At 53.2% G+C, this 19,850-nt stretch carries 17 protein-coding genes, 2 tRNA genes and 3 rRNA genes; 12 read left to right on the forward strand and 10 right to left on the reverse strand.

From position 1 onward, the window contains the following. Positions 1-80 precede the first annotated feature (80 nt). Genes NITSA_RS10995 through NITSA_RS10595 form a run of 7 tightly spaced genes read left to right on the forward strand, consistent with a single transcriptional unit; the run spans position 81 to position 7,270 of the window. On the forward strand, positions 81-689 hold the full coding sequence (locus NITSA_RS10995; RefSeq protein WP_013555021.1) for a TetR/AcrR family transcriptional regulator: 609 nt from the start codon (positions 81-83) through the stop codon (positions 687-689). Beyond that, positions 686-1,588, forward strand: coding sequence for a patatin-like phospholipase family protein (locus tag NITSA_RS10570; protein ID WP_013555022.1), 903 nt, complete (start codon positions 686-688; stop codon positions 1,586-1,588). The genes NITSA_RS10995 and NITSA_RS10570 overlap by 4 nt, the downstream gene beginning before the upstream one ends. A 30-nt stretch (positions 1,589-1,618) precedes the next feature. Then, a complete protein-coding gene (locus NITSA_RS10575) occupies positions 1,619-2,776 on the forward strand; it encodes an HlyD family secretion protein (RefSeq protein WP_013555023.1) in 1,158 nt (385 codons plus the stop codon). A 51-nt stretch (positions 2,777-2,827) separates the two neighbouring features. Continuing rightward, the gene (locus tag NITSA_RS10580) at positions 2,828-4,447 is read left to right on the forward strand and encodes an ATP-binding cassette domain-containing protein (RefSeq protein WP_013555024.1); all 1,620 of its coding nucleotides are present in this window, start codon (positions 2,828-2,830) and stop codon (positions 4,445-4,447) included. Continuing rightward, the gene (locus NITSA_RS10585) at positions 4,444-5,556 is read left to right on the forward strand and encodes an ABC transporter permease (protein WP_013555025.1); all 1,113 of its coding nucleotides are present in this window, start codon (positions 4,444-4,446) and stop codon (positions 5,554-5,556) included. Before NITSA_RS10580 ends, NITSA_RS10585 begins: the two co-directional genes overlap by 4 nt. After that, a complete protein-coding gene (locus NITSA_RS10590; RefSeq protein WP_013555026.1) occupies positions 5,556-6,635 on the forward strand; it encodes an ABC transporter permease in 1,080 nt (359 codons plus the stop codon). The genes NITSA_RS10585 and NITSA_RS10590 overlap by 1 nt, the downstream gene beginning before the upstream one ends. Continuing rightward, on the forward strand, positions 6,635-7,270 hold the full coding sequence (locus tag NITSA_RS10595; RefSeq protein ID WP_042203990.1) for a phosphatase PAP2 family protein: 636 nt from the start codon (positions 6,635-6,637) through the stop codon (positions 7,268-7,270). The genes NITSA_RS10590 and NITSA_RS10595 overlap by 1 nt, the downstream gene beginning before the upstream one ends. Before the next feature lie 8 nt (positions 7,271-7,278). Here NITSA_RS10595 and NITSA_RS10600 read toward each other — a convergent pair whose 3' ends face one another. The 7 genes from NITSA_RS10600 to NITSA_RS10630 all read right to left on the reverse strand — a co-directional run bounded on the left by NITSA_RS10600 (position 7,279) and on the right by NITSA_RS10630 (position 13,349). After that, positions 7,279-7,710 (reverse strand): hypothetical protein, encoded by a 432-nt coding sequence (locus NITSA_RS10600; protein WP_013555028.1) that lies wholly within the window; start codon positions 7,708-7,710, stop codon positions 7,279-7,281. A 3-nt stretch (positions 7,711-7,713) separates the two neighbouring features. Then, the gene (locus NITSA_RS11495) at positions 7,714-7,965 is read right to left on the reverse strand and encodes a hypothetical protein (protein WP_013555029.1); all 252 of its coding nucleotides are present in this window, start codon (positions 7,963-7,965) and stop codon (positions 7,714-7,716) included. Between the two features lie 216 nt (positions 7,966-8,181). After that, positions 8,182-8,297 (reverse strand): 5S ribosomal RNA (gene rrf, locus NITSA_RS10610). Between the two features lie 128 nt (positions 8,298-8,425). Further along, positions 8,426-11,318 (reverse strand): 23S ribosomal RNA (locus NITSA_RS10615). A gap of 233 nt (positions 11,319-11,551) precedes the next feature. After that, positions 11,552-11,627, reverse strand: a tRNA-Ala gene (locus NITSA_RS10620). Positions 11,628-11,632: 5 nt separating this feature from the next. After that, a tRNA-Ile gene (locus tag NITSA_RS10625) sits at positions 11,633-11,709 on the reverse strand. 123 nt (positions 11,710-11,832) lie between these two features. Continuing rightward, positions 11,833-13,349: ribosomal RNA gene (locus NITSA_RS10630) — 16S ribosomal RNA — on the reverse strand. The 16S, 23S and 5S rRNA genes sit together here with 2 tRNA genes alongside, the layout of an rRNA operon. A gap of 465 nt (positions 13,350-13,814) precedes the next feature. Here NITSA_RS10630 and NITSA_RS10635 point away from each other — a divergent pair. Continuing rightward, on the forward strand, positions 13,815-14,513 hold the full coding sequence (locus NITSA_RS10635; protein ID WP_013555030.1) for a Bax inhibitor-1/YccA family protein: 699 nt from the start codon (positions 13,815-13,817) through the stop codon (positions 14,511-14,513). Further along, a complete protein-coding gene (locus tag NITSA_RS10640; protein WP_013555031.1) occupies positions 14,506-14,940 on the forward strand; it encodes a hypothetical protein in 435 nt (144 codons plus the stop codon). The genes NITSA_RS10635 and NITSA_RS10640 overlap by 8 nt, the downstream gene beginning before the upstream one ends. On the opposite strand, the gene NITSA_RS11215 is transcribed toward NITSA_RS10640, so the two are convergent. Continuing rightward, the gene (locus NITSA_RS11215; protein ID WP_013555032.1) at positions 14,874-15,599 is read right to left on the reverse strand and encodes a methyltransferase; all 726 of its coding nucleotides are present in this window, start codon (positions 15,597-15,599) and stop codon (positions 14,874-14,876) included. The two genes, NITSA_RS10640 and NITSA_RS11215, sit on opposite strands and share 67 nt — an antisense overlap. 84 nt (positions 15,600-15,683) lie before the next feature. Between NITSA_RS11215 and secG the strand changes: the two genes are divergently transcribed. The 3 genes from secG (at position 15,684) to pyrE (ending at position 17,331) form a co-directional block, all read left to right on the forward strand. Next, positions 15,684-16,028, forward strand: coding sequence for a preprotein translocase subunit SecG (secG, locus tag NITSA_RS10650; protein ID WP_013555033.1), 345 nt, complete (start codon positions 15,684-15,686; stop codon positions 16,026-16,028). Between the two features lie 136 nt (positions 16,029-16,164). Further along, complete coding sequence (gene frr / locus NITSA_RS10655) at positions 16,165-16,722, forward strand: ribosome recycling factor (RefSeq protein WP_013555034.1); 558 nt, start codon at positions 16,165-16,167, stop codon at positions 16,720-16,722. Positions 16,723-16,725: 3 nt separating this feature from the next. Further along, a complete protein-coding gene (pyrE, locus tag NITSA_RS10660) occupies positions 16,726-17,331 on the forward strand; it encodes an orotate phosphoribosyltransferase (protein ID WP_013555035.1) in 606 nt (201 codons plus the stop codon). Positions 17,332-17,480: 149 nt separating this feature from the next. Here pyrE and infC read toward each other — a convergent pair whose 3' ends face one another. Further along, positions 17,481-18,032 (reverse strand): translation initiation factor IF-3, encoded by a 552-nt coding sequence (gene infC, locus NITSA_RS10665; protein WP_013555036.1) that lies wholly within the window; start codon positions 18,030-18,032, stop codon positions 17,481-17,483. Then, positions 18,029-19,846 (reverse strand): threonine--tRNA ligase, encoded by a 1,818-nt coding sequence (thrS, locus tag NITSA_RS10670; RefSeq protein WP_013555037.1) that lies wholly within the window; start codon positions 19,844-19,846, stop codon positions 18,029-18,031. Before thrS ends, infC begins: the two co-directional genes overlap by 4 nt. Positions 19,847-19,850: the final 4 nt, after the last annotated feature.

Raw genomic sequence — 19,850 nt, forward strand, 5'->3', positions numbered from 1 at the left:
AAAGTATTAATTTATTCTTATTTAAGAGAATATGGTTATCATTTCTTTTATGAACTTCACCTACGCATATAAGTGATACGATGAAAGAGAAAATCCGCCAGAAAGTCCTGGAAACCAAAAAAGAACTGATCCTCGATGCCGTCTCCGACTATTTTGAAGAAGTGGGTTTTGCCGAACCCAAGATGCAGGAGATCTCCAAAGCCGTCGGCATCTCCGTCGGGGCGCTCTATAAATATTTCCCCTCCAAAGAGGCCCTCTTTTTCGCCTATGTTTCCCATCAGATCGTCAAATTCCATCGGCAGATCACCGAGGCGTGCCGGGATATCGACGACCCCCGCCGATGCCTCATCCTCTATATCCAACACAAATTCGCCACCTTCGCCTCCAAACGAAAAGCTCTGGAGGATCCGGTCATAGGCGATCCCCTCTTTTTCGTCAAGATGAATACCCACAAGGAGAACCCCGCCTCACCGATCTATGAATTTCTGGCCATACAGTTTGAAAGATTGGCACACAACACCCCGCTCAAAACCGCCAATCATATGAAGACAGCCTATCTCTTCAACGCCGCGACAATGGGATACATCGAATATTGGCTCAATTTCGGCGGGGAGCTCGAAGAGAAAGCCGAAGAGGTCTTCGAACGCTTCCTGACAGGTATCCGGGAGAGAGAGGAGGAGCGCCGATGAAAAAAACTAATGGTAAAAAGATCTCTCTCGTACTGGGCAGCGGCGGGGCCCGCGGCTATGCCCATATCGGCGTCATCGAAGAGCTGGAACGGCAGGGCTACGAGATCGTCTGCATCAGCGGCGCTTCGATGGGGGCGCTCATCGGAGGCTTGCACGCCGCGGGGAAACTCCAGGAGTACAAAAAATGGGTGCTGGGCCTGGATGCCCTGGATGTGATGGGCCTGCTCGATTTCAGCTGGGACAGTCGGGGAATGGTGCGTGGCGACAAAGTCCTGCGCAAACTCGAAAAGATCCTCGGCAAAGCCCGTATCGAGGAGCTCCCCATCGACTACACCGCCGTAGCCACCGATCTGAGACGCAACCGCGAAGTGTGGTTCCAGGAAGGCGATCTACTCGAGGCGATCCGTGCCTCCATCGCCATCCCCTCCTTTTTCACACCGGTCGAAAAGGACGGGATGCTTCTGGTCGACGGAGGAGCCGTCGACCCGCTCCCCGTCGCCCCCACGATGGCTTCTCACAGTGACCTCACCATCGCCGTGAGCCTTTTCGGTGAGGGCCCTGCGCCCAGGATCGATATGCCCGAAGAGGTCCGTCTCAAAGAGTCGAAGCTCGACGAGATCGCTTCCGAGATCATTGCCCGGACTAGGCGATGGTTCGAAACACGGACAAGTGACGAAGAGAAGGAAGAGGAGAAGTCCTACCACCTTTTCGATATCATCGACAAGACCATCGATTCGATGCAGAAGACCCTGCTGGGTTACCGCCTGGGGGGCTATCCCCCCGATCTGATGATCGAGATCCCTCAGGAGGTCTGCGGAGCCCTCGATTTCCATAAAGCCTGGGAAGTGATCGAAACGGGCCGGTTCTATGCACAGCGGGCACTGGAAAATATAGGATGAAAGCACAGGGCGTATTTTTAAGGAGTCTCTATGGAACTAGTTAAAAAGTATTGGATCGGCCTTCTGGTTCTGATCCTGGTAGGCATCGCGGCCGTTCTGATCTATCTCAAGCTCCACCCCAAAGAGCTCCCAGCCAACCTCGTTGCCGGCACTGGCCGTATCGACGGGGATCTGGTCAATCTGAACACCAAATATCCGGGCAGGATCGTCTCCCTCAATGTGGATGATGGGGTCCCGGTCAAGAATGGGATGCTCGTCGCCCGGCTGAGCAGCAAAGAGTTTGAAGCCCAAAAGCAGAGCCTCGAAGATCAGATCGCCGCCAAGAATAAGGAGCTCAAAGCCAAGGAGATCGAACTGAGTATCAACGAAACCAAGATCCCCCAACTCCTCCACAAAGCCCAAGCGGCCCTGAAGGCAAAGGAAAGCCAACTTCAGGAACTCGAGAACTCCATCGCTTCCCAGCGCGCACTTGTGGAGCAGGATCGGCGGGATCTTGAGCGGATGCAAAAGCTCTATGCCCAAAAACTGATCGAAAAACACAAACTCGAAGAGATCCGACTCAAGTACGATGTGGATCACAATGCCCTCCAGGCCCTCGACGATAAACGCAAACAGCTCCTTCAAGCCATCGCCATCGCCAAGAGTGACCTCTCCGATGCCATCGCCGCTCAAAAATCCCTCGATGCGATGCGCGAGGGTGTCGCGGCCCTCCGAAAAGGGATCGCCGCCCTGGAAGCCTCCAAAGCGCAGGTAGAAGCGATGATCGAAGAGCTGACCCTCAAAAGCCCGCTGACCGGTTTTACCGTCGAAAAGATCGCCAATACCGGTGAAGTGATCGGCGCAGGAATGCCCGTGGCCACCCTCGTCGCCCCCGAATCCCTCTACCTGAAGATCTTTGTCGATACGATCGAAAACGGCAAGATCAAACTCCACGACAAGGCGGAGATCTTCCTCGACGCCTGGCCCGACCGGCCCATTCCGGCGGAAGTGGTCCGCATCGCCCAAAAGGCGGAGTTCACCCCCAAGGAGGTCAGCGTGCGCAGCGACAGAATCCAGCGAGTCTTCGCCGTGCATCTTAAGCCCCTCAAACCCGACCCCTTGCTCAAGCTGGGCCTTCCGGCGATAGGGGTGATCTCCCTCGACGGCAAGGGGCTCCCCCGCTCACTCGACGAACTCCCGCCGCTATGATGAACCCTCTTGGCTCTTTTGACCAAATAACCTCATCCGGGAAGTGGATCGATGGCGCTGCTTGAAGTCCGTGACGTCACCGTCCGATACAAAAAACGCATCGGCATCCAAAAGGCCTCTTTGGAGGCGGAGCGCGGCGAAATCATCGGCTTCATCGGCGCCGACGGCACGGGAAAGAGCTCCCTGATGCACGCCATCGCCGGGGTGATCCGCTTCGAAGGGGAGATTATTTACGACGGTACCCTCTACCGCTCCCCCAAAGAGGCGGAAAAGGTCAAACCCTCCATCGGCCTGATGCCCCAGGGCCTGGGGCTGGTGCTCTACGATACGCTGAGCGTGGGGGAACATTTGGAATTTTTCGCCGATATTCGGGGAATTAAGCGGGACAAAGCCTTCTTCGCCTACCGCGACAAGCTCCTGCATATGGCGGGATTGAGCGAATTTACGGACCGTCTGGCCGGCCATCTCAGCGGGGGAATGATGCAGAAGCTCTCCCTCATCTGCACCCTGCTCCATCGCCCCAAACTCCTGATCCTCGACGAGCCGACGACGGGAGTCGACCCCCTTAGCCGCTTGGAACTCTGGGAGATCCTCGACAACATTCGCAAGGAGGAGGGAACCGTCGCCCTGGTGAGCACCGCCTATATGCAGGAGGCCGCCAAGATGGACAAGGTGCTACTCTTCGACGAGGGGCGGATCATCGCCCGGGGACGCGCTGACGAGCTGGTCGCCTCCATCGCCCCCTATGTCTACCGACGAACCGAATGCGACGACTGCATCAGTGCCCACGACAAGAGCTACTCCCTTACTCCGTTGAATGCCCCCCACGCCCAAGCCACACTGGAGGACCTCTTCTTCGTCAACGCCCTCAAACGGGGCAAACGCCCGCCCAGGATCGAAATCAATGAGCGCAGCGAAAAGATCGACTTGCCCGAAGTCGTGATGGAAGCCAAGGGCTTGACCAAACGCTTCGGAGACTTCGTCGCCGACGATCACATCGATATGCAGCTCAAACGGGGTGAAATCCTGGGACTTCTCGGGGCCAACGGGGCGGGCAAGACCACCTTCATCAAAATGCTGCTGGGGCTCTACCCCATCGACGAAGGGGAGCTGACCCTGCTGGGCCGCCCGATCCGAAGCGGCGAAGACCGGCAGGCCCTCAAAGCCAAGATCGGTTATGTCAGCCAGCACTTCGCCCTCTACAAGGATATGACGGTGCGGGAAAACCTGATCTATTTCGCCAATATGCACCGCCTCCCCGTCGCCACGGCGCTGGAGCGGATCGGACGCTACGCCAAGGAGCTGGGCTTCGAAGAGTATATGGACGATCTGCCCACCTCCCTGCCCCTGGGGGTCAACCAGCGCTTCTCGATCGCCGCGGCACTGCTGCACGAGCCGGTGGTCCTCTTCCTCGACGAACCCACCTCCGGAGTCGATGCCATCGCCCGGGCCCAATTCTGGGAAATGCTCCGCCTCCTCAAGGAGAAATGGGGCATCTCGATCCTGATCACCACCCACTATATGAGCGAAGCGGAATTCTGTGACCGGGTCGTCCTACTCAAACGGGGTAAAAAGATCGCCGACGACACCGTCGCAAATCTCCACAAAAGGTTCCCGGAGGCCCGGAGCTTCGAAGAGATCTTTTTGCACTTCTACAAGGAACAGGAATGAATCTCGGCGTCATCAAAGCCTATATGCTCAAAGAGTTCAAAGACTTGATCCGATCGAAGATGATCTATATGGTCTACATTTTGCCGGTGATGATCCTCATCCTCTTCGGCTACGGCATACGTCTGGAGGTCACCCACGCCCGGACCCTCATCATCGACAATGACCGGAGCCACCTCTCCCGTGATCTCATCAGCCGTTTCGAACACTCCAAATATTTCAATACCCGTCTGGTCTCGATTACGGAGCAGGAGGCACTCCATCGCATCAAGCAGGCCAAGGCCGAGATTCTCATCCTCATCCCTTCCTCCTTCGAAAAGCGGCTGCTGCACGGAGACAAAACTCAGATCGCCGTCTTCGTCGACGGGGCCTTTCCCGTGCGCGCGACCACGATGCAAAACTATGTCGAGGGGGTCATCTATCACGCCGCGATGAGCACGATGCCCAAAGCCGCCCTCAAGCTCATCACCATCGATAACCGAAATCTCTTCAACCAGGCGATGCGGGATGAGGATGCGATCGTCCCCGGGCTCATCGGATTGATCCTGCTGGTCGCCCCCGCCATTCTCGCCGCATTGCTGGTGGTCAAGGAGAAGGAAGAAGGAACCATCTTCAACTTCTACGCCTCTCCCGTCAAAAAGAGTGAACTCGTCATCGCCAAGATCCTTCCTGTCTTTCTCCTGCACTCATTGAATATTTTCCTCCTTTTCCTCCTGGCGACCTGGCTCTTCGCCGTTCCTTTCCGGGGAAGTTTTCTCCTCTACTGGGGAGCCTCGGAGCTCTATGTCCTCATCAGTATCGGCATCGGCCTGCTCGTCTCCATCCTCACCCGTACCCAGATCGTGGCCGTGGTCCTGACGGTCATTATCACCATCATCCCCGGCTTTCTCTACTCAGGAATGCTGATGCCGATCTCTTCGATGCGGGCCGAATCGAAAATCGAAGCCCACATCTACCCGGTGATGTATTACAACCATATCGTCTACGATACCTTCCTGGTGGGCCAGGGGATCGCCTCGCCGAAGGTCGCGCTCTATCTGGGCGTGCTTATACTCTATGCCTTTTTCCTTCTCTTTCTGGGAACCTTTTTTATGCGAAAGGAGCTCCGATAATGCGCACAATGCTTTCTTTGATTATGAAAGAGCTCATCTCCTTTTTACGCTCCTGGGGCTTGGTAGCCGTGGTGCTCTACTCCTTTACCTTCGATATCTACATCGCCGGCAAGGGGATCGAAATGCAAGCCAAGAATGTCGCGGTGGGCTATGTAGACGATAGCGGCGGCGGGCTCAGCCAAAAGATCCTCAGCCGCCTCCACCGGCCCGAATTTCAGCCTCCGGTGCGCTTTCTCTCTCAAAAGGCCCTCAGCGACGCCATCTTCAACCGGGAAATAATGGTGGGGCTCGTTTTCGATCAAGACTTCGCCAAGCGATACCGCGCCACCGGCCACACCCAGCTAAATATCCTCCTCGATTCGATCGCCGCAACCCAGAGCTTCCAGGCTCTCTCCTATCTGCAGAATATCCTGCTCGACTATTCGAAGACCGATCTACCTGTCGATCTGGCGGTGCATAAGCTCTTCAACCAGAATGCCACCACCTCCTGGTTTATGGCCCTGGCCGAAATGCTCTCGATCAGCACCCTCCTGGGGGTCATCCTCACCGCCGCCGTTTTCGTCCGTGAAAAAGAGAACGGCACCTGGGACATTATGCTGCTAATGCCCATCGATCCAAAACTGATCATCCTGGCCAAGAGTTTTTCCCAGGTGCTCATCATTATGGCGGGAGTCGTCATCGCCACGGGAATCGTGCTCTTCGGTGCTTTTGATGTGCCGATCAACGGATCAATCTGGGTCTTTTTCCTCCTTTCGTTCCTCTATGCCTTCACCAGCGCGGGCATCGGGCTTTTCGTCGCCGCCGTCTCACGGACAATGCTAGAGGTCGCGATGGTCGCCATCCTCATTATGATGCCGCTGATCTTCCTCAGCGGCGCCTGGACACCCATACACGCGATGCACCCGCTGCTGCAGAAACTCTCACTCATCTCTCCTCTGCGTTACTACATCGAGGGGAGTGAAAGCATCTTCTTCAGAGGCACCGCCGTCACAGACCTCTGGCCCTATTTCCTCGGAGTAACCATCCTGGGCCTCCTTCTCTATCTCTACGGCTTTAGAAAGATCGGTAAACTTTTCTGATGATTTTTTATGAAAGGGCAGAGATGGGTCTGCGACGTTTTTTCAGCTTGAGCGCCTGGGGAGGGTTGCTTATCTTCCTGGCAATGGCGATATCGGTCATCAGCGGCCTCACCCAAGCCTGTGATCAAAGCGTCTCCGAAACCATCAAGCGATTCCATCAACCCCTTGTCGATCAGCTTGTCATTTTCTTGACAAAGCTGAACTCCCCTTTGGCCCTGCTCTTGGTCACCCTGATTATGGGGGTTATGCTTCTCTACAAAAAAAGAAAGCTCCAAGCAGTGATTTTCGTCGCCGGGCTCTGGGGAACCGCCTTGGCGACAACCCTTGTCAAAGAGCTCGTCAAGCGGCCCAGGCCCACCGATCGACTCGTGGAGATCCACAGCCCCTCTTTCCCCTCCTGGCACAGCGCCACCTCTATGGCCCTGGCCCTGCTCTTTCTGGCCTGGCTCTATCCCCGGTATAAAAATAGGGCATTCCCGGTACTTCTCTGGCCCCTTCTCATCGGCCTGAGCCGCATCTGGCTCAATGCCCACTGGTGCAGCGATGTTCTGGCCGGATGGGCTCTCGGTGCTTTTGTCACGTCGACAATACTATTCGTCTATACGGGGAGGAAAAGCTATTCGCAGAATTCATAGACAGAGGTTTACTTTGGGCGCTTTTTCCCCCGTTCTTTTATCAACAAATCACTTCGCCGCCTCAATCGTTTGGCTCCCCTGAATTTCTCCAGACGCTCCATCACCGCATCCCGCTCAGTCTCTTTCACAGGATTTTCAGAGTTCTTTGGGCTTTTTCCGACTCGACTGTTTTTACGCCGTTTATCCGTTCCCTTACCCAGCCCCAGATTCATCACCCCATAGACCAGCAAGGCTGCTGAGATCAGATCCAAAGCCCACTTCCCCAGAAGGAAATAAAAGACCAGATCCTTCTGATCCGTAGAGAGAGCATAATCTTTCAAATCCTGATACACGGCATCTGAACTATAGATCCCGGCCAAGCCCAAAAAGACAAAGATCAAAGAGCGGAGATTTCGTTTGAAGAAATAGGAGAGCGCGGCCCACTTGAGATAATGATACATCGTTCAAAACAAGCTGATACCCAGAAGTGCCAACAGAGCGATCAAACCCCGAGACTTATACTCACTGATCAGCTTATCCTCCTCATCAGCGATGATAACCTCCAGCTCTTCATCGCTCAGACTATTAAGGTCAACTCCACTCTCGATCAACCTGGCACGCGTCCGCAGCAGCGCCCTGTCCCGCAGGCGCTCATAAAATTTATCGCGACTTTTTTTGGGAAGATAGGAGAGTTTCTCGACAACCCATCTCTGCATCGACCACTCCTTAGTATACTAATAAAAATCATTCTAACACAGAAAAGAAAACATAGAAGGAATAAAGCTCATTTGAGTAAAGATATCAGATGGAGCGGAGCGTTATAACAATAGGATAGTAATAAAGGAAAAGAAGCTATAAAAAGTCACTGATACTTCATAGAGTAGATAAAAAGAATTTTAATGGGGGAGATTAAAAAGAGGATTAATATCTCAGGGTGGCGTCGACCTACGTTCCCACAGACGTAGTCTGCAGTATCATCGGCGCTGAGAGGCTTAACTTCCGGGTTCGGAATGGAGCCGGGTGTGACCCTCTCGCCAGCGACACCACCGAGAGAGAGAAACACATCGTAATGTGCTTGTCTCTCTCGGGAGAGGTAACTTAGTATTGTTAAGAGTCCGGGTAATGCATACACGATCAAACGCTCAAGATGCACTGGGCAAGGTAGTGCCTAGATTTCAAGAGATTTCAAACGGTCTATTAGTACTGGTCAGCTAAACGACTTTCATCGCTTACACATCCAGCCTATCAACGTCGTAGTCTTCGACGGACCTTCAGGGAAGATTCATCTTGGAGTTGGCTTCCCGCTTAGATGCTTTCAGCGGTTATCACATCCGAACATAGCTACCCAGCGGTGCCCTTGGCAGGACAACTGGTACACCAGTGGTTCGTTCACCCCGGTCCTCTCGTACTAGGGGCAACTCTCCTCAATCTTCCAACGCCCACGGCAGATAGGGACCGAACTGTCTCACGACGTTCTGAACCCAGCTCGCGTACCGCTTTAAATGGCGAACAGCCATACCCTTGGGACCTGCTTCAGCCCCAGGATGCGATGAGCCGACATCGAGGTGCCAAACCTCCCCGTCGATGTGAGCTCTTGGGGGAGATCAGCCTGTTATCCCCGGGGTACCTTTTATCCTTTGAGCGATGGTCCTTCCACACAGAACCACCGGATCACTATGACCGACTTTCGTCTCTGATCGACTTGTGTGTCTCTCAGTCAAGCTGGCTTATACCATTATACTCTACTGGCGATTTCCAACCGCCATGAGCCAACCTTTGTAAGCCTCCGTTACTTTTTAGGAGGCGACCGCCCCAGTCAAACTACCCACCAGACATTGTCCTCCGCCAGGATAACTGGCGCAAGTTAGCAACCAGAATATACAAGGGTGGTATCTCAAGGACGGCTCCACCAGGGCTGGCGCCCTGGCTTCAAAGCCTCCCACCTATCCTGCACATGTATATCCCGATTGCAGTGTCAAGCTGTAGTAAAGGTCCACGGGGTCTTTCCGTCTTGCCGCGGGTAGGAGGAATTTTCACCTCCACTACAATTTCACTGGATCCCTGGTCGAGACAGCTCCCATCTCGTTACGCCATTCATGCAGGTCGGTATTTAACCGACAAGGAATTTCGCTACCTTAGGACCGTTATAGTTACGGCCGCCGTTTACCGGGGCTTCGATCAGGAGCTTCGCCCAAAGGGCTAACCCCATCACTTAACCTTCCGGCACCGGGCAGGCGTCACACCATATACATCCTCTTACGAGTTAGCATAGTGCTGTGTTTTTGATAAACAGTCGGGAGGGACTCTTTGTTGCAACCTCTCAGGCTCCACCCGCAAGGAGCTTCACCCGAGGAGGCACACCTTATTCCGAAGGTACGGTGCTAGTTTGCAGAGTTCCTTAACCAGGGTTCTTCCACGCGCCTTAGAATACTCATCTCACCCACCTGTGTCGGTTTACGGTACGGGCGACTATGGCTATACTTAGAGGCTTTTCTCGGCACGACGGCATCAGCGATTCCCCCTTCCGCCCGAAGGCTTCAGGGGGCCTGTCAGGTCTCGGCCTTACTGCCATCCGGATTTACCTGGATGGCGGCCTACACCCTTCGACCCACTATTCCATCAGTGAGCTCGCTTAGCCCTATGCGTCCCCCCATCGCGCGCCATAGCCGGTATCGGAATATTAACCGATTTGCCATCGCCTACCCCTTTCGGACTCGGCTTAGGACCCGACTAACCCTACATTGACGAGCATCGTGTAGGAAACCTTGGGTTTTCGGCGAACAGGATTCTCACCTGTTTTATCGCTACTCATGCCTGCATGCTCACTTCTTGCCGCTCCAGCGCTCCTTACCGGTACACCTTCAACGCTGACAAGAACGCTCTCCTACCGCTCTCACATCAGTGAGAACCTACAGCTTCGGTGCCTACTTTAGCCCCGTTATATTTTCGGCGCAGGATCGCTAGACCAGTGAGCTGTTACGCTTTCTTTAAAGGATGGCTGCTTCTAAGCCAACCTCCTGGTTGTCTAAGCAACCCCACCTCCTTTTCCACTTAAGTAGGACTTGGGGACCTTAGCTGGTAGTCTGGGCTGTTTCCCTTTCGACCCTGGATTTTATCACCCAGGGCCTGACTCCCATGAATCCACACAGGGTATTCGGAGTTTGACTCGGTTTGGTACCTTGGTGTAGGCCCTAGCCGAATCAGTGCTCTACCCCCCTGTGCTTCGAACATGAGGCTATACCTAAATATATTTCGGAGAGAACCAGCTATCACTAAGTTTGATTGGCCTTTCACCCCTATCCACAGGTCATCCGAGGAGTTTTAAACCTCCACCGGTTCGGTCCTCCACCGGCTCTTACACCGGTTTCAACCTGCCCATGGATAGATCACTTAGTTTCGGGTCTGCAGCCACTAACTATTCGCCCTGTTCAGACTCGCTTTCGCTACGGCTTCGCGTGTGCTTAACCTCGCTAGTGACCACAACTCGCAGGCTCATTATGCAAAAGGCAGTCCATCACCCTGTTCCGAAGAACATAGGGCTCTGAATGATTGTAGGCAGACGGTTTCAGGTTCTATTTCACTCCGCTTACCGCGGTTCTTTTCACCTTTCCCTCACGGTACTTGTGCACTATCGGTCACAGAGTAGTATTTAGCCTTGGAAGGTGGTCCTCCCATCTTCAGTCAGGGTTTCTCGTGTCCCGACCTACTCGTTCGTCAGCCTAGTACCACACAATGGATTTCGTATACGGGACTCTCACCCTCTATGGCGGAACTTTCCAGATCCTTCTACTATCCACTGTGCTATCACTGACCGGGCTAATCCCATTTCGCTCGCCGCTACTTTGGGAATCTCGGTTGATTTCTTTTCCTCCGGGTACTGAGATGTTTCACTTCCCCGGGTTCGCTCTCCTAAAAGGAGTGACTGGCCGTTAAGCCAGCCGGGTTGCCCCATTCGGAAATCCGCGGATCAAAGCTTCTTGGCAGCTCCCCGCGGCTTATCGCAGCCTAGTACGTCCTTCATCGCCTCTCTGTGCCAAGGCATCCACCGTCTGCCCTTGATTCAATCTCTTGAATCTAAGGCACTACCTTGCTCAATGCATCACGCATCAAACAATGTTGCTTCTGAGTGTTTCGCTTGGAAGAATTCTTCTTTCGAAGATTTCTGTTTACAGTGTAATTGTTCGCAAATTCTTTTTCAAGTCTTTGCGGCATTACGTCAGACTCTTAACAATGCTAAGTTAAATAACCTTAGACCGAAGTCTAATTGAAATCTTCCGCAAAAGATTTCAATCAAACTTCACCTGGTGGAGAATGCCGGGATCGAACCGGCGACCTCCTGCGTGCAAAGCAGGCGCTCTCCCAGCTGAGCTAATTCCCCATCTCTGGTGGGCGTACCTGGACTTGAACCAGGGACCTCACCCTTATCAGGGGTGCACTCTAACCGGCTGAGCTATACGCCCTCTTTCTCTACTCTCTCAAAGAACACGCTGTGATCTTTGACAACCGAATATCGGCTCACAATCAACCGTCTACCCTCAGGGCTCTGACGACACTCCCGTGAGAAAGTGCCGTGCGTACTCTTGAAAGGAGGTGATCCAACCGCAGGTTCTCCTACGGTTACCTTGTTACGACTTCACCCCAGTCGCTGAGCCCACCGTGGACGGTAGCCGGTTTAGCTTCCCGTCTTCGGGTGAACTCAACTCCCATGGTGTGACGGGCGGTGAGTACAAGACCCGGGAACGTATTCACCGTGGCATGGCTGATCCACGATTACTAGTGATTCCAGCTTCATGCAGTCGAGTTGCAGACTGCAATCCGAACTGAGAGCAGGTTTCTAGATTTGCTCCACCTCGCGGTATCGCATCTCATTGTCCTGCCCATTGTAGCACGTGTGTCGCCCCGGCCGTAAGGGCCATGATGACTTGACGTCGTCCTCACCTTCCTCCTGGTTACCCAGGCAGTCTGTCCAGAGTGCTCGGCCGAACCGTTAGCAACTGGACACGAGGGTTGCGCTCGTTGCGGGACTTAACCCAACATCTCACGACACGAGCTGACGACAGCCGTGCAGCACCTGTCACCGCGCTCTACCGAAGTAGCACCCCTCCATCTCTGGAGGGTTCGCGGGATGTCAAGGCCGGGTAAGGTTCTTCGCGTATCTTCGAATTAAACCACATGCTCCACCACTTGTGCGGGTCCCCGTCTATTCCTTTGAGTTTTAATCTTGCGACCGTACTCCCCAGGCGGGATGCTTAATGCGTTAGCTGCATCACTGCCATGACGTGCATGGCAACGACTAGCATCCATCGTTTAGGGCGTGGACTACCAGGGTATCTAATCCTGTTTGCTCCCCACGCTTTCGCGCCTCAGCGTCAGTACTGTTCCAGTGAGTTGCCTTCGCTTTCGGTATTCCTAGTGATCTCTACGGATTTTACCCCTACACCACTAATTCCACTCACCTCTCCCAGACTCTAGGCTGGCAGTTTTGGGTGCAGTTCTGCAGTTGAGCTGCAGGCTTTCACACCCAACTTACCAACCCGCCTGCGCGCGCTTTACGCCCAGTGATTCCGAGTAACGCTTGCACCCTCCGTATTACCGCGGCTGCTGGCACGGAGTTAGCCGGTGCTTATTCATAGGGTACCGTCATTATCTTCCCCTATAAAAGGAGTTTACGCCCCGAAGGGTGTCATCCTCCACGCGGCGTTGCTGCATCAGGCTTTCGCCCATTGTGCAATATTCCCCACTGCTGCCTCCCGTAGGAGTCTGGACCGTGTCTCAGTTCCAGTGTGGCTGATCATCCTCTCAGACCAGCTAGGCGTCATAGCCTTGGTGAGCTCTTACCTCACCAACTAGCTGATACCATATAGCCCGATCCTATGGCGGAATCCATTTCCCAACACCACTTATGTGGTGAAGGAATATGGGGTATTAGCGGCCGTTTCCAGCCGTTATCCCCCTCCATAGGGCACGTTAGCTATACCTTACTCACCCGTGCGCCACTTAGCTGACACCCCTGGCAAGCCAGGGGCCGTTCTCGTTCGACTTGCATGTGTTAGGCACGCCGCCAGCGTTCACTCTGAGCCAGGATCAAACTCTCCATTAAAAATGGACATTCAATCCAGTGTCTCAAGATGAAATCACTATTGTGTTTCTATCTCGATTGTTTTTATTGAAAAAAACCTATCGGATAGACGGTTGATTGTTTACTTATATTCGGTTGTCAAAGATCACGTTCAAACACTCTCAAGATCCCATACTTTGGGTATCTCTCTCAGATCGCTTTCAATCGCTCTCTGTGTTTGAGGACGCGTATTATAGACAATTCTCCACCTCTTGTCAAGGGGTTTGCAGGAAAATATGAAAAAATTTTCGAAATTTCTCGCGGACTTACATTATATAGATATAGATTATAAATCCGGGTTTTTATATACTCAAAATCGATCATCCCGCTTAAACATGTCACTCTTAGAAGCACTGCTTATCCTAGAGGGGACGTATAATTTCCCGTCGTTAACCTTGACGATAAAATTCGTGCTATAGTTCCTCAAATTTTAATAAAGGAGTAGCCATGTCTCTTTATGACCGTGACTATGCCAAACCCGCAACCGAGCTCCGCGCGACCGGCGCGATGGAGAGCTCCCGTGTCGAATTTTTGAAAAAAACCTATCAGCTTCTCGCTGCCAGCATGCTTGCTGCCGCCGTGGGGGCTTATGTCACAATGCCTTTTGCCCAGGCCGTTTATGAATACCGGTGGTTCATCTTCGGTGCCGAACTGCTTGTCCTCTTTTTCGGCCTGGGGCTTTCTCGGGGTAAACCGGGACTGAATCTCCTGATGCTCTTCCTCTTCACCTTCCTGACCGGTGTCTCTCTGGTCCCTCTTTTCGCCTCATTGATCGGATTGGGCAAAGGAGCCATCATCGGCAATGCTTTTTTGATGACCTCGGTGCTCTTCGGAGCGCTGAGCCTTTTCGCCATCAATAGCCGCAGCGATTTTTCCAGTTGGGGCAAACCCCTCTTCATTACCCTGATCGTGGTTATCGTGGCTTCTCTGATCAATATATTCTTCCTGAAAAGCCCAATGATCGACATACTCATTACCGCAGGCGTACTTCTTCTCTTCGGGCTCTTTACCATCTACGACACCCAGAATATCGCCAACGGCGCCTACGATTCTCCGGTCGATGCCGCCGTATCACTCTATATCGACTTTTTGAATATGTTCACTGCGATTTTGCAACTCCTGGGGATTTTCGGTAGTGATGAATAAGCAGGAGACCGATCGGCTTCAACGTATTGTCGATGCCAATCTCAACCGTTTGAAGGAGGGGTTGCGCCTCCTCGAAGATATACAACGCTACTTTTTCGACCGTTCCGAATACTCCTACCGATTCAAAGAGCTGCGCCATTCTCTCCAGGCCGCCTATGATGTCGAGCGTCTCCAATACCGGGATATCGAAAACGATGTGGCCAAAGAGACGACGGAGAGTGAGCTTAAACGCTCTCGGATCTCGGACCTTATGATCGCCAATTTTTCCAGAGCCCAGGAGTCTTCCCGTGTCTTGGAGGAGGTTTTCAAGCTCCTCGATCCAAAGCTCTCTCCCCTTTTCAAAAATATACGTTATGAACTCTATGCTCTTGAAAAGGAGCTCCTGGGCCTTCCCCGGAAGAAGAGTACTTCAAACTCCAGCGACTGAGAGGGATATTCACGCACCAGCCGACGTGCCTGGGCAACACTCAGACGTGAGGTCCCGCCGCTGACGCCGCTTCCTTTGATGTAGTGAAAGAGTTCTTTACGATTTTCAAAATCGAGACGATACTCCCGGCGTTCGATACGATAAACGGTATAATATCTCTCCAATACTCCCTGGACCGTATCAAAATCCCTGATCGGCGAATCGAGACCCAGATAACTGTGAAGTGAACGGAACGTTCCTGAAGTGAAGATGGCAAAAGCGGCCTCTTCCCCTATGGCAGAGAGTTGCCGGAGCGTCCGGTCCAAATCTTTGGTCCATTGCAGCGCCGAAGAGGAGAGAACCGTCTGGATATCTCTCGTCCCAAGCTGCCGGAGGAACTCAACGTCATTGAAGTCTCCCTGCAGGATGAAAATCTTTTCATCCTGGGGATGTCGGCAGAGCATCGAAGATGAGAGATCGACACCGATGAAAGTTTTGAAATCGACATTGCTTTGAAGAAGTTGCCGGCAGAGTTCCCCGGTTCCGCAGCCGAGATCGAGGATATGACCAGGGTTGTTCGGCAAGTAATCCATGACCAGATGTCGGGCCACATCGCGCTGTATGAGATTGTATTGCCCGTAGGTATCGGCAGCGCGGCTGAAGGCTCGAATGACTCTCATGATCTCTTTTTATGATAATTTAGGTATAATCGCGCCAAATTATACCCAAAGCCATCCCCTTGGCAGAATGGGAAAGAGGCCAATATGACATCGACCCTTATGATCGTACAGATTATTCTTTCAATCCTTATCACCATCACGATCCTCCTGCAGAAAAGTGACAGCATCGGCCTGGGAGCCTACAGCGGAAGCAACGAATCCCTCTTCGGGGCCAAAGGGCCCAGCGGCTTTCTCGCCAAAGCGACTTTTACCCTGGCGCTGTTGTTTGTGATCAATACGCTGGCTCTCGGTTACCTCTACAACAAAGAGAGCAATCGTTCCGTCACCGATACCCTCTCAAAACAGAAGACAAGCGTTCCTGTCCCGGCGCCTGCGCCAAAAAGCGCTCCCCAAGCCCCCGCCGCACCGACAGAAAAAACTTCCAAATAGATCCCAACCCCACTCTCGGGTTCTCATCAAGCATTGGATGCAGTGAGACCTCTTTGGGGTTCTACGCTTCCTGCGTAAGCAAAAAGAGGCTAGAATATCCCCATTTAAACCATACATAAATTTCAAGGAGCGGTAGATGATCGAAGAGATTTTTGAAGAGACACGTGATCATATGGACAAAAGCATCGAAGCAATGAAGAGGGATTTCGCGACCCTTCGGACGGGAAAGGTAACCACCCAGATCGTCGATAATATCAAAGTGGACTATTACGGAACGCCGACTCCCCTCAATCAGGTGGGGAACGTCACCGTGACCGATGCAACGACCATCGCTATCAATCCCTGGGAAAAATCGATGCTTCCCGCCATCGAAAAGGCGATCCAGGAAGCCAATATCGGCGTCAATCCCAACAACGACGGAGACTTTATCAAGCTCTTCTTCCCTCCGATGACCGTCGAGCAGCGCCAGGAGATCGTCAAGCAGGCCAAGCAGATGGCGGAAAAGGCAAAAGTGGCCATCCGCAATGTCCGCAAGGAGTCCAACAACAAGATCAAGCGCCTCGAGCACGACAAAGAGATCAGCGAGGATGAGATGAAGCGTGCCCTGGATCAGATCCAGAAGCTCACCGATGAGTTTATCGCCAAAGTCGATGAATCCCTCAAGGCCAAAGAGGCCGATATCCTTCGGGTCTGATCGATGGATGTAGAAAAGATTTACAAGGACGCCGGCGCTCTGCTGGAGGGCCATTTCATCCTCTCCAGCGGCAACCACTCCAACCGATATCTCCAGAGTGCCAAGGTTCTTGAGGATCCCAAGCGTGCAGAGCTGCTGGCCAAGGAACTGGCCCGACTCATCCAAGAGAGCGGCCTCGAAGTAGAAACGGTCTGTGCTCCCGCCCTGGGCGGGGTGCTGGCAGGATACGAGCTTGCCCGAGCCCTCGGAGTGCGCTCCATTTTCGTTGAACGCAAAGAGGGGCAGATGCAGCTGCGTCGCGGATTTGAAGTTCACCCCGGAGAAAAAGTGCTGATCTGTGAAGACATCATCACTACTGGCGGTTCCGCGATGGAGGCGGCCAAGATCATCGAAAGCCTTGGGGCCGAGATCGTAGGTTTCGCCGCCCTGGCCAATCGGGGATTCTGCAGCCGCAGCGGAAGCGGCAAAGCAGCCAAGCCGGAGTGCAAGCTCCCCGCCGATAAGCCTTTTTTCGCCCTGGATGATTTCGAATTCGAAATGTATTCTCCGGAAGAGTGCCCTATGTGCAAAGAGGGAAGCGAAGCCGTCAAACCCGGCAGCCGCAGTTAACGGGGGCTCTTCCCGCTTTTTTCTCCTCCACTATCCCAGAGTGGTCTACATATCTTTTATTCCAAACTGGATCAATACCTATTTAGATCGTAATAAAAACTTGGAAATTATTTGGAGAGTCATCGGCCCGTTTGGGTCCGATTATGAAGTTACTTTTCTTTCTTGGGAGTCACGTACATAGTGATATAGCGTCCCTCCTGGTGAGGGGCTTTTTCCATAACACCGATATCTTCGATCATCGGCCAGACACGTTTGAGGACTTCCACTCCCAATTCAGGATTGGCCATTTCACGGCCCCGCAGGAAAACCCTCAGTTTGACATGTTTGCCCTTTTCAAGGAACTCCCGTGCATGTTTGACTTTGTAGGCGATGTCGTTATCGGCGATCTTGCAAGAGAATTTTACCTCTTTGACTTCGATCTTCTTTTGGTTTTTCTTCGCCTCTTTTTTCTTCTTCTCTACCTGGTACTTATGTTTCCCGTAGTCCATAATCTTGGCGACCGGCGGAGTGGCATCAGGGGAGATAAGGACCAGGTCAAGCCCTTTCTCTTCGGCAATCTTGAGCGCATCTGCCCGGGGGATGATCCCGTATTGCTCTTTGTCGTCACCGACGACGCGAAGTTCGCGTGCCCGTATGGCGTCATTCATAATGACGCTGTCCTCTCTTCTTTTCCCCCGTGTGTTGCGCTGTTGTTTACTCAAATTTTCCCTTCTTGAAGTTCTTTGCTTAATTGTAGCATAAAATCATCGGCTGACAGATTGTACTGCTCCTTTTTACGGCGGTCCCGGACGGCTACGGAACGGTTTTTTACCTCTTCATCTCCCACGATCACCACGTAGGGGACTTTCTGTTTCTCCGCCAGGCGGATTCGCTTGTTCAGCGAATCGTTGCGGTCATAGATCTCGCTGTCGATCTCCCGCTCCATCAGGGCTTCGGCCAACTCTTTGGCATAGGCGGTATGCTCCGCGGCAATGGGAACGAAGATCACCTGGGTCGGGGCGATGAAGAAGGGAAACTCTCCGGCATAATGCTCCGTCAGGATGGCAATGAAGCGCTCGAAGCTTCCCAGGATCGCCCGGTGAATCATTACCGGACGCTTGCGGGTATTGTCCTCGGCGACATACTCCACGTCGAAACGCTCAGGGAGGTTGAAATCCACCTGCACCGTACCGCACTGCCATTTCCGTCCGATGGCATCGGTGATCTTGACATCGATCTTGGGACCGTAGAAAGCTCCGCCCCCCTCGTCGATCCCATACTCCAAACCGTTCTCGTCCAGCGCATCCTTAAGCGCCTGGGTAGCTACCTCCCAGACTTCGTCGTCTCCGATCGCCTTTTCGGGCTTGGTGGAGATCTCCATCGTGTACTCGAAGCCGAACTTCTTCATCACCGCATCGACGAACTCCACCACTTCCAGAACCACCGGCTTGATCTGTTCGGGGGTACAGAAGATATGAGCATCGTCCTGGGTGAATTCCCGCACCCTCAGCAGACCGTGGAGCACCCCGCTCTTTTCGTGGCGGTGGACGACGCCGTACTCGAAATATTTCAGCGGAAGGTCCCGGTAACTCTTGGTGGAGTTTTTGAAGATCAGGATATGTCCGATGCAGTTCATCGGCTTGAGGCCGTACTCCTGGCCGTCGATCTCCGTCAGGTACATATTCTCCCCGTAGCAGGCGTAATGGCCGCTGGTGCGCCACATATCGGCTTTGAGAATCTCGGGGCCCCGGACCGGCTCATAACCCCGGCGACGATGGGAGCGCCAGAGGATCTGCTCCAGTTTGCTGCGCAGACGCGCCCCCTTGGGGAGCCAGAAGGGCAGCCCCGCTCCGGCCTCTTCGTTGAACATAAAGAGTTCGAGCTCGGTGCCCAGCTTGCGATGATCGCGCCGTTTGGCCTCCTCCATCATCTGCTGCCACTTTTTGAGGGACTCCTTGTCGGCAAAGGCGATGCCGTAGATGCGGGTGAGCATCTCGGCATTCTCATCTCCGCCCAGATAGGCTCCCGCGACCCGGGTCAGCTTGAAGTTGTGCAGAAAACGGGTGTTGGGGACGTGGGGACCGCGGCAGAGATCTTCAAAATCTCCCTGGCGGTAGATGGAGACGGTTTCGGAAGGGATGTTTTTCAATACCGCCTGTTTGAGATCGTCGTTTTTGAACTTTTCGACCGCTTCGGCTTTGCTGATCTCGTACTTTTCGATGGGGAGCTTCTTTTTGACCAGCTCTTTCATTTTTTTTTCGATCTTTTTGAGGTCCTCTTCCCCGATCTTTTCGGAAGTACGGAAGTCGTAATAGAATCCCTCATCCACGACGGGCCCGACGAAGAATTGGGCATCGGGATAGAGTTCCCGGATCGCCTGTGCCATCAGGTGGGCTGTGGAGTGACGGATGATCTCCAGCGCCTCCGGAGAATTGTCAAAGAAAATCTCCCGGCACCCTTCGCAGGAATCGCCAGCACTCTGGGTATCGACAAGCTCTCCCCTGTCATTGATATAGCCTATGATGTTTTCACTCACTGTA

This window comes from Nitratifractor salsuginis DSM 16511 (assembly GCF_000186245.1).
Taxonomy (GTDB): domain Bacteria; phylum Campylobacterota; class Campylobacteria; order Campylobacterales; family Sulfurovaceae; genus Nitratifractor; species Nitratifractor salsuginis.